Origin of the sequence: Kocuria tytonicola (assembly GCF_003687455.1) — a bacterium.
GTDB lineage: Bacteria > Actinomycetota > Actinomycetes > Actinomycetales > Micrococcaceae > Kocuria > Kocuria tytonicola.
The window spans coordinates 1-9,167 of the sequence record NZ_PHOA01000097.1 but is presented as its reverse complement, the minus strand read 5'-3'; the positions used below and the strand labels follow the sequence as shown (position 1 = coordinate 9,167).

General features: G+C 72.0%; 9 protein-coding genes and 1 tRNA gene. 4 read left to right on the top strand and 6 right to left on the bottom strand.

All coding sequences use genetic code 11. The features are described from left to right. The 3 genes from CWC38_RS09735 to CWC38_RS09725 form a co-directional block, all read right to left on the bottom strand. The coding region (locus CWC38_RS09735; protein WP_133306247.1) for an ABC transporter ATP-binding protein at positions 1-652 on the bottom strand (652 nt) is incomplete at its 3' end. A 120-nt stretch (positions 653-772) separates the two neighbouring features. Further along, a complete protein-coding gene (serB, locus tag CWC38_RS09730) occupies positions 773-1,702 on the bottom strand; it encodes a phosphoserine phosphatase SerB (protein ID WP_121846555.1) in 930 nt (309 codons plus the stop codon). A gap of 55 nt (positions 1,703-1,757) precedes the next feature. Then, positions 1,758-4,043 carry an MMPL family transporter gene (locus tag CWC38_RS09725; RefSeq protein ID WP_121846554.1) on the bottom strand — a complete coding sequence of 762 codons (2,286 nt, stop codon included), beginning with the start codon at positions 4,041-4,043 and terminating at the stop codon, positions 1,758-1,760. A 366-nt stretch (positions 4,044-4,409) separates the two neighbouring features. On the opposite strand from CWC38_RS09725, the gene CWC38_RS09720 reads away from it, so the two are divergent. After that, entirely contained in the window at positions 4,410-5,225 is an 816-nt protein-coding gene (locus CWC38_RS09720) for an Ltp family lipoprotein (RefSeq protein WP_240625198.1), read from the top strand. 77 nt (positions 5,226-5,302) lie between these two features. On the opposite strand, the gene CWC38_RS09715 is transcribed toward CWC38_RS09720, so the two are convergent. From CWC38_RS09715 to CWC38_RS09705, 3 genes are all read right to left on the bottom strand, one after another. Next, positions 5,303-5,388 (bottom strand) — tRNA-Leu (locus CWC38_RS09715). A gap of 261 nt (positions 5,389-5,649) precedes the next feature. Continuing rightward, on the bottom strand, positions 5,650-6,405 hold the full coding sequence (locus CWC38_RS09710) for an SDR family oxidoreductase (RefSeq protein WP_121846553.1): 756 nt from the start codon (positions 6,403-6,405) through the stop codon (positions 5,650-5,652). 46 nt (positions 6,406-6,451) lie between these two features. After that, positions 6,452-7,177, bottom strand: a complete 726-nt coding sequence (locus CWC38_RS09705; protein ID WP_121846552.1) for a beta-ketoacyl-ACP reductase — start codon at positions 7,175-7,177, stop codon at positions 6,452-6,454. A gap of 215 nt (positions 7,178-7,392) precedes the next feature. On the opposite strand from CWC38_RS09705, the gene CWC38_RS09700 reads away from it, so the two are divergent. The 3 genes from CWC38_RS09700 to CWC38_RS09690 form a co-directional block, all read left to right on the top strand. Continuing rightward, on the top strand, positions 7,393-7,815 hold the full coding sequence (locus tag CWC38_RS09700) for a DUF3099 domain-containing protein (protein ID WP_121846557.1): 423 nt from the start codon (positions 7,393-7,395) through the stop codon (positions 7,813-7,815). A 54-nt stretch (positions 7,816-7,869) separates the two neighbouring features. Further along, complete coding sequence (locus CWC38_RS12425) at positions 7,870-8,208, top strand: hypothetical protein (RefSeq protein WP_338067541.1); 339 nt, start codon at positions 7,870-7,872, stop codon at positions 8,206-8,208. Next, positions 8,205-9,167 (top strand): SURF1 family cytochrome oxidase biogenesis protein (locus CWC38_RS09690; RefSeq protein ID WP_240625196.1); only part of this gene is annotated, 963 nt, incomplete at its 3' end. The genes CWC38_RS12425 and CWC38_RS09690, both read left to right, overlap by 4 nt.

The window sequence follows — 9,167 nt, the reverse complement described above, 5'->3', positions numbered from 1 at the left end:
GCAGCAGCGCGTGCGTGAAGCCGTCAGGGACCTCCTCGAGGTGGTGGGTGACCATGACCATGGCCGGGGAGGCCTCGTCCCGGGCGAGCTCGTCCAGGCGCTGCACGAGCTTCTCGCGCCCGCCCACGTCCAGGCCCGCAGCGGGCTCGTCCAGCAGCAGCAGCTCCGGATCCGTCATCAGGGCCCGGGCGATCAGCACGCGCTTGCGCTCCCCCTCGGACAGGGTGCCGTACCTGCGGTCCCTCAGTTCCGAGAGGCCCCACGCGTCCAGGAGCTCCTCGGCGCGCCGGACGTCGGCGTCGTCGTACTCCTCGCGCCACCGGCCGGTGACGCCGTACGCGGCCGTGAGCACCACGTTCGCCACGGACTCGGCGTGCGGGATCTGGCCCGCGAGCGGAGCGGAGCTGACACCGATGCGCGGGCGCAGCTCGAAGACGTCCACCGCACCCAGGATCTCGTCCAGGATGTCCACCATCCCCCGGGTGGGGTGCATGCGGGCGGCCGCGATCGACAGCAGCGTGGACTTGCCCGCGCCGTTGGGGCCCAGGATCACCCAGCGCTCGCCGTCCCGCACCGTCCAGTTCACGTCATCCAGCAGGGTCTTCTCCCCGCGCACCACCGTGACGTCCACCAATTCCAGCACTGAACTCATGACGGCAACTCTAGTGCCCCGCGGGGGTCCGTTCCCGCTGCGGCGCACCGTGCCCGGGGACGCCGGGGGCGCGCGAGGTGGTGAGGGATCGGGGCGTCGTGCGCGCGGGGATCCGGGCGGTCACAGCCCCATCAAGAAGCGCAGCGCGTCCAGGTTGGGGATGGACAGCTGGGTGTCCGCCACCTCGCGCAGCGCGGGCTTTGCGCGGTACGCCACCGAGAGACCAGCCACGCGGGCGAGGTCGATGTCGTTGGCGCCGTCCCCCACGACCATCACGTCCTGCGGGGCCACGCCGAGCTCGGCCGCCCACCCCGTGGCGAGCTCCGCCTTGGCCGCGCGGTCCACGACGCGGCCGGTCACCCGGCCCGTGAGCCGACCGTCCACGATCTCCAGGGTGTTGGCGGCCGCCCGGGTGAGGTCCAGGGAGGCGGCGAGGGGCTCGAGCACCTGCTGGAAGCCGCCCGAGACGGCGGCCACCGCGTGGCCCTCACGCAGCAGGGTGCGTACGAGGGTCTGGGCCCCCGGCGAGAGCCGCACGGCGTCCACGACGTCGTCGACCACGGTGGCCGGCAGGCCCTCGAGCACTGCCACGCGCTCACGGAGGGACTCCTCGAAGTCGATCTCCCCGCGCATTGCCCGGTCCGTGACCGCGGCGACCTCCGCCTCGCGCCCCGCGTGCGCGGCGAGCAGCTCGATGACCTCGTGGCGGATCAGCGTGGAGTCCACGTCCAGGACCACCAGCTTGCGCCGCTGGTGGTCCATCCAGCGGGCGTCCACGGCGTTGAGGTCCATGCCGGGAATCACCTGCTGCAGGGGATCCGGGCGCAGCTGCCGGCGCAGCCGGGGCAGGTCCTCGGTCTCCACGTGGACGGTCAGGGCGTTGTAGCCCTCCACGTCCGCGGCCTGGTCGTCCGAGGCCGTGCCGGTGACCCGCACCCAGTTGTGGGACTCCACCACGGCGCCCGCCCGCTCCACGAGGTCCAGGACGGCCCGGGTGGTCTCCTCGTCCGGGGACACGGCAAAGGCGACAACGGCGCGGTGTGGGGACATGGCGGCAGTGTATCGGCCCCCGCGCCGCACGCACAAAGACCGCGGGGACCTGCCCTCACCTCTGCGCGCCTCCCCCGGCGCGGTGCCGACCGGGTGTCCCCACCCGGGAGGGCCACCACGAGCGCGGCCCGATGTCCAGTGCGAGGGCCGGCACGAGCAGGGACCGGACCAGGATGGTGTCCAGCAGCACACCGATCACCACGATCACCGCGAGCTGCACCAGGAACAGGATGGGCAGCACCGCGAGCGCCGCGAAGGTGGCGGCGAGGACGATGCCGGCGGAGGTGATCACACCGCCGGTGGTGACGAGCCCGGCGAGGACTCCGGCGCGGTGGCCGACCGTGGTGACCTCCTCCCGCACACGGCTCATGAGGAAGATGTTGTAGTCGATCCCCAGGGCCACGAGGAACACGAAGCTGAACAGGGGCACGGTGGGATCCGCCTGGTTGATCCCGGCGAGCTGGAACACCCCGGTGGCCAGACCCAGGGCGGCGCCGAAGGAGAGCACCGTGGTGAGGATCAGCAGCACGGGCATCAGGATGCTGCGCAGCAGGACCATGAGGATCACCAGGATGACCACGAGGATCAGGGGGATGATCAGGGCACGGTCGTGCTCGGAGGCGGCCACGGTGTCCACCTGCACGGCGGTGGTGCCGCCCACCGCGGCGTCCGGGGAGACGGGGGCCAGTTCCGCCCGCAGCCGCTGGACGGTCTCCTGGGCCTCCTCGGAGTCGGAGGCGTGGGTGAGGGTGGCCTGCAGGAGCACGTCCCCGTTGCTGTCCGTGGGCTCCACCCCCGCGAACGGACCGGCCTGCGGTGCGGGGTATGGGAGCGTGCCGCTGGGAGAGTCCTTCGCGGTGAAGGCGACCGTGGCGACGTCGTCCTGCTCCGCGAGCGTGCGGGCCACCTCCTGGGCGTCCTGGCGCGGTGCGAGCACGTAGACGGGATCCCCGGAGCCGCCCGGGAAGTGGCGTTCGATGGTGGCGAGGCCGTCCCGGGCCTCGGACTTCCCGAGCACGAAGTCCGACTGCGGCACGCCGCCGGCGTCCAGCTGGGTGGCTCCGAGTGCGGCGCCGCCGAGCAGCACGGTGCACACGACCCACACGGCGCGGGAGCGGCGGTCCACCAGGCGGGCCACCGCGGGCCACAGGCCCTTGTGGTCCTCGGGGTTCACGGCCTGCTCGTGGCCCTCGGGGTCCTCCGTGACCCGGGGCGTGCGCGGCCACAGGGCCACCCGCCCGAAGATCGCGAGCAGGGCGGGCAGCAGGGTCAGTCCGGCGAGCACCGCGAAGACGACCCCGAGCGCCGTCGCCGGGCCCACACCGCGGTTGGAGGTCAGCTGGGAGAACAGCAGGCACAGCAGCCCCGCGACCACGGTGGTGCCCGAGGCCAGCACGGCGGGCACCGTGCCCTTCCACGCGGTGCGCGTGGCGTTCCAGCGGGAGTCCGTGCGGTGCAGCGCCTCCCGGAACCGGGCCGTGTAGAGCAGCCCGTAGTCGGTGGCGGCGCCGATCACCACGATGGACATGATGCCCTGCGTCTGACCGCTGAGGTCGATCACCCCGTCCTGCGCGAGCGCGTACACCGCGAGGATCGCCCCGCACAGCGCCGCGACGCTCGTGAGCAGCACCAGGAACGGCAGGACGGGCGAGCGGTAGACGACCACCAGGATCACGAGCACCGCGATCAGCGCGACCCCGAGCAGGAGGCCGTCGATGCCCGCGAAGGCCGCGGAGAGGTCCGCCACGAGCCCCGCGGGTCCCGTCACGGCCGCGGTCAGCCCCTCGGGGGTCGTCCCCGCGAGCTCGTCCCGCAGCTGCTCCACGGTGTCCCCCGTGTCTGCGGCGGAGTCCACGAGCGCCACGACCTCCGCGGCCCTGCCGTCCTCGGACGGGATGGGCGGAGAAACCTCCAGGACGCCGGGCACGTCCTTCAGGCTCTCGGCCGCCGAGCGGATCTCCCCCTGCTGCGCCGGGGTGATGGTCTCCGGGGACTCCAGCACCACGATGGCGGGGACACCGTCCGAGTCCCGGAACTCCCCCAGCCTGTCCTGCACGCGCGTGGCCTGGGAGTCCAGCGGGAGGAAGTCCGCCTGCGAGTTGGAGGTCACCTCCGAGATCTTCCCGAACGTGGGTCCGCCCACTCCCATGACTCCGAGCCACACCAGGACCAGCGCCACGGGCACGAGCCAGCGCACCCAGCGGTGCCGCCCGCCCTGCTCGGGCACCTTCCGGACGGTGCGGGTCCGCGCGGGCTCGCCCTGCGCGGTGCGGGTCACCCGGGGTGTGCCCGCGGTGGCCTGCTCCCGCTCGACGGGTCGGGGGGCGGGGCTGCTCGGCATGTCTCACCTTCGGGGTCGTGGCACGGGGGTCCAGGGACAGGGGCGACCGCTCCGTGCGCCACGCACCGGCCCCGACGACGAAGCCGCGGTGCCGCCTGCGCACCGCTGCTCGTCTGCCGCTCATCGTACGGCGGCGGGAGTCCTGGAACCGTGCCATGACTCCCCGCGGCAGGGACCTTCTGGTCAGCGCTGCGGAGGTGGTTGCGGGCCGGTTCACCCGTTGCACCTCCCCATGCCTGGTCGGCGTCCTGTCGACGCTAGAGGGGACAGTCAGGTGACGCGCACCATGCCAGTATGTGTGAACGCAAATACATGCTCATGCAATGGTCCCGTGCCCGACCGGCACACCCCACGAAAGGTGGCCCCGTGGCACACCCGCACTCTCGCTCGCTCCTCCTCTCCGGAACCGCCCTCGCTCTCCTGCTCCTGACAGGATGCGGGGCATCCCACACGGATGCTGCCCCGCAGGGCTGGCAGAGTTCCTCGACCTCTGCGGGCTCCGCGTCACCACACGCGGAGGACTCGTCCGCAGCACCGGCCGCACCCGCCGCGGAGGCAGCGACGACGGAGGGGACCGCCGAGTCCGGTACCGCGGGCTCCGACGGTGTGGGCGTTGCCGGACCGCCCTCGGAGGACCCCGCGACCGGCTCGGCGGACTCCACCGGGGAGAGCCGCGAGCCGGCCGAGGCGCAGGGCCCCGAGGCGTCGGGTGGGGCGTCCGACGAGGCGGGCCAGGCCGGTCACCGCTCCACGACCGTGTCCCAGGGCAGCGCGGTGCGCAAGGCACAGGAGTACCTCTCGTTCTCGGCGTTCTCCCGTTCCGGTCTGATCGAGCAGCTCGAGTTCGAGGGCTTCACCGCGCAGGAGGCCACGGCGGCGGTGGACCAGCTGTCCACCGACTACAACGAGCAGGCCGTGAAGAAGGCGGAGGACTACCTCTCCTTCTCGGCGTTCTCCCGCTCGGGTCTGATCAAGCAGCTCGAGTTCGAGGGCTTCACCCCCGAGCAGGCCGCCCACGGCGTGGACAGCGCCGCGCCCGACTACATGGCCCAGGCGGTCAAGAAGGGCAAGGAGTACCTGGACATGTCCGGGTTCTCCCGGCAGAGCCTGATCGAGCAGCTCACGTTCGAGGGGTTCACCCCCGAGCAGGCCGCCCACGGAGCGGACGCCAACGGACTCTGAGACCGGGGGCGCGCAGGCGCTGAATCGGAAACAGAAAGAACCCCGCTCGACCACTGGTCGAACGGGGTTCTTCTCCGTGCGCGAGGGGGGACTTGAACCCCCACCCTCTAATACGAGGACTAGCACCTCAAGCTAGCGCGTCTGCCTATTCCGCCACCCGCGCAGGTGTCCGGGCCTCAGCGTTCTTCCGGAGAAAAACCGTTGCGGCCCTCGGCAACGACAAGAAACCTACCACAGTTCCGCGGGCCGTTCGAACCGCGCCGACGCTCCGGTTCGAGCCGCACGGTCCGGGCCGGTCCACCGGAACGATCGCGCGAAGCGGACGACGCCGCCGCACGCGAGTTCGCGTGCGGCGGCGTCGTCCGGGGCTCGGGCCGGGTGCGGTGCCCCACCACGGCAGGGCGGGGCACCAGGGTGCCGTGAGCTACTTGCCGGCCTGCGCGAGGAAGTCCTCGGCGCCGCCCACGAGCTCCACGTGGCCGGACTCGACGTCCGCGGTGACCATGGCGGCGATCTCGTGGGCGAACTCGTTGACCGTGTAGAGCTTGCCGGCGGCTGCGCGGCGCTCGTCCAGGGCGCCGGGGCGGGCCCGGTTGAGCAGGGTGGCGGTCACGGTGCCCTCGATCATGTCCGCGGAGACCACCACGAAGTCCACGCCCTTCTCGGCGAGCTCGGGAACCCGTGCGGTGAGGGTGTCCTCGCCGGCGCGCTTGGACCGGGCCACGGCCTCGTACTCGGGCATGGTCTCCACCTCGTTGATGAAGTGCGCCTGGTGGCTCGTCACGAAGACCACGCGGCCACCCTCGGGCAGCAGTTCCAGCGCCTCGGTCAGGGTGTCGTTCTGCGCGTCCCGGTTGAGCTTGAGCGCGTAGCCCTCCCCCAGCTCCGTCTCCATGCCGCCGGAGGCGTTGAGGATCAGCACGTCCACGCCGCCGAACTCGGAGACGGCGGCCTGGAACAGTCCGCTGCGGGACTCGGGGTCCGTGATGTCCGCCTGCACGGCGATGGCGCGGCCGCCGGCCTCCGTGATCTCCTTGACCACCTTGTTGGCCCGCGGGGCCTTCTGGCGGTAGTTGATCACCACGTTGGCGCCCTCACCGGCGAGGATCTTGGCGGTGTCCGCACCCACCCCCCGTGAGGACCCGGTGATGACCACGGTCTTGCCGGCAACTGAACTCATGCGTTCTCTCCTTCGAAGGGGTGTTCCGGGACCAGCAGGCGCGGGATCAGTGCCCCACGCCGAGTCCGCCGTCCACGGGGATGATAGCGCCGGAGACGTAGGCGGCGTCCTCCGAGGCCAAGTACTTCACGGCACCGGCCACCTCCTGGACGTGGCCGAAGCGGGCCGCGGGGATCATGGAGAGGTAGTTGTCCGTGACGTCCTCGGGCAGCTCGTCCGTCATGGCCGTGTGGATGTATCCGGGGGCCACCACGTTCGCCGTGACACCGCGGGAGCCGAGCTCGCGGGTGATGGCGCGCGCCATGCCGATCAGCCCGGCCTTGGACGCCGCGTAGTTCGCCTGGCCGGGTGCCCCGGTGTAGCCCACCACGGAGGAGATGAAGATCACGCGGCCCTTCTTCAGGCGCATGAAGCCCTTGGTGGCGCGCTGGACCACGCGGAAGGCACCCGTGAGGTTGGTGTCCACGACGTCCTGGAAGTCCGCCTCCTTCATGCGGACCAGCAGGGCGTCCCTGGTGATGCCGGCATTGGCCACGAGCACCTCCACGGGACCGAACTCGGCCTCGATCTCCTTGAACGCGGCGTCCACGGACGCGGAGTCGGTCACGTCCGCCTTGACCGTGCGGGCGCCCTCGGGGCCGTCCTCCCCGGAGCGGGAGGTGACCACCACGTTGTCACCGGCCGCCACGAAGGTCTCCGCGATGGCCCGGCCGATGCCGCGGTTGCCTCCCGTGACGAGCACGGTGCGCGCTGCCGAGTTCTGTTCAGACATGGTGGAACCTTCCGTGGAGGGCGGGCGCGGTCGGGGCACCGCACCCGGGGGATCGGGACGTCACAGCATCCTAACCGCCGCCTGACCTGGTGGGCTCCCCCCCACTTGGGGCCGGTCCGCAACGGTGCCACAATGGTCAGCACGCTCCCAGTCACCGGTGGCAGGGTGAGCGCTCCGGAACATCCCCAGGAGATTCGTCGAAGGACCGGTTCCCCATCACACGTTCCCAGCACCAGACGCACGGCTCCACCGAGGTCCACTCGATCACCTCGGCGGCGGATCCGCACACCACGGACATGGCCCACCGGATGAAGGTGTACTCCGTGCAGATGGGCCTGCGCATCGTGTGCATCATCGGCGCGGTGCTCATCGACAACCTCTGGGTGCGCGTCCTGCTGATCGCCGGGGCGGCTCTGCTGCCCTGGTTCGCCGTGATGCTCGCCAACCGCGGCGCGGACCGCTCGGAGCGCCCGGGCTCCGCCTACCGCCCGCCCGCGGCCGTGGAGCTGCCCACGGTGGCGGAGACCCAGGACCGGGCCGCCGCTCCCGAGACCGTGGTCGTGGACGCGGAGTACACCGTGCACCGGCCCCAGCGGGAGCTGCCCGCCCACAGACCCACGGCCACGCGCCGCAACTGAGGCAGCCCGACCTCTCGCCCGACCACGCAGGAACCTCTGGAGGAACGTCACACGGTGGAACTCGATCTGCTCGGCTCGCTGGACCCGCAGCGCCCGGCCCACTCCCCGGCGCCCGACGAACCGGTGGCGGCGCCGCAGGCCGTGTGCTCGCGCCGGGGCTGCGGGGCCCCGGCCGCCTGGAGCCTGTCCTGGAACAACCCCCGCGTGCACACCCCGGAGCGCCGCAAGGTCTGGCTCGCGTGCGACGAGCACCGCGCGCACCTCGCGGACTTCCTGGGCCAGCGCGGCTTCCTGAAGACGGTGGAGCCCTTCCACCAGCACGACGACGCCGCACGCACCCCGGGCGGGCACGGCGACGTCGTCCGCGGTGCCGGGACGGAGCGCGAGGAATGATGCGCCGTTACGGCTTCCTGAAGACCCCGGCATGGATCGGGTGGTTCGCCCTGACCTGCGTGGCGGCGGTGGTCTGCCTGTACCTGGCGCAGTGGCAGATGTCCCGCAACGACCACCTGGTGGCCGAGAACGCGAAGATCACCGAGAACTACGACGCCCCGGCCTACGACCAGGCCACGGGCGCCCCCCTGTTCGAGGACTACGACGACGCCAAGACCTGGCACCCGGTGCGGCTGCGCGGCACCTACGCGCCCGAGGACACCGTGGTGGTCCGCAACCGTCCGCACGACGGCCGGGTGGGTTACGACGTCCTCGTGCCCCTGCACCTGGACGACGGCACCGTGGTGGCCGTGGACCGCGGCTGGATCCCCACCGACAACTCCGCCAACGGCATGCCCTCGGCCGTGCCGCCTCCACCCGCCGGTGACGTGACCGTCACCGCCCGGCTGCGCCCCTCGGAGGGCGCCGTGGACCGCGGCGCCCCCGAGGGCCAGGCCGCGTCCATCGACCTGCCGGCCCTGAGCGCCTCGTGGGGCGGGCAGCTGGCCACCGGAGGCTACGGTGAGCTCGTCTCCGAGGACCCGGCGGTGCCCGGCACCCCGCAGGCCGGGGAACGACCGGAGGTCGCGTACGGCCCGCACCTGTCCTACTCCATGCAGTGGTACGCGTTCGCGGTCCTGGTGTTCGTGGCCTACGGCTACTCCGCCCGTCAGCACGTGAAGAACGAGGAGTGGGACCGCGCGTACGCCGCGGAGGTCGAGCGCCGCCTCGCCGCCTACTACGACGCCGAGGGCACCTACATCGGGGACATGGACGAGTCCCTCGTGATCCGCCAGCTGCAGATGGCCGACGACATGCCGGCCCACCTCAAGTCCCTCTACCGCCCCAAGCGCACCCGGGCCTCCTCCGGGCCCACCGCCGAGGACGAGGAGGACGCGCTGCTCGACGCGCTCGAGGCG

Coding starts and splice junctions, on each gene's coding strand:
- CWC38_RS09725 (WP_121846554.1), bottom strand. CDS start 4,043: ATGCCGAGCAGCCCCGCCCCCCGACCCGTCGAGCGGGAGCAGGCCACC.
- serB (WP_121846555.1), bottom strand. CDS start 1,702: ATGTCCCCACACCGCGCCGTTGTCGCCTTTGCCGTGTCCCCGGACGAG.
- CWC38_RS09705 (WP_121846552.1), bottom strand. CDS start 7,177: ATGTCTGAACAGAACTCGGCAGCGCGCACCGTGCTCGTCACGGGAGGC.
- CWC38_RS09710 (WP_121846553.1), bottom strand. CDS start 6,405: ATGAGTTCAGTTGCCGGCAAGACCGTGGTCATCACCGGGTCCTCACGG.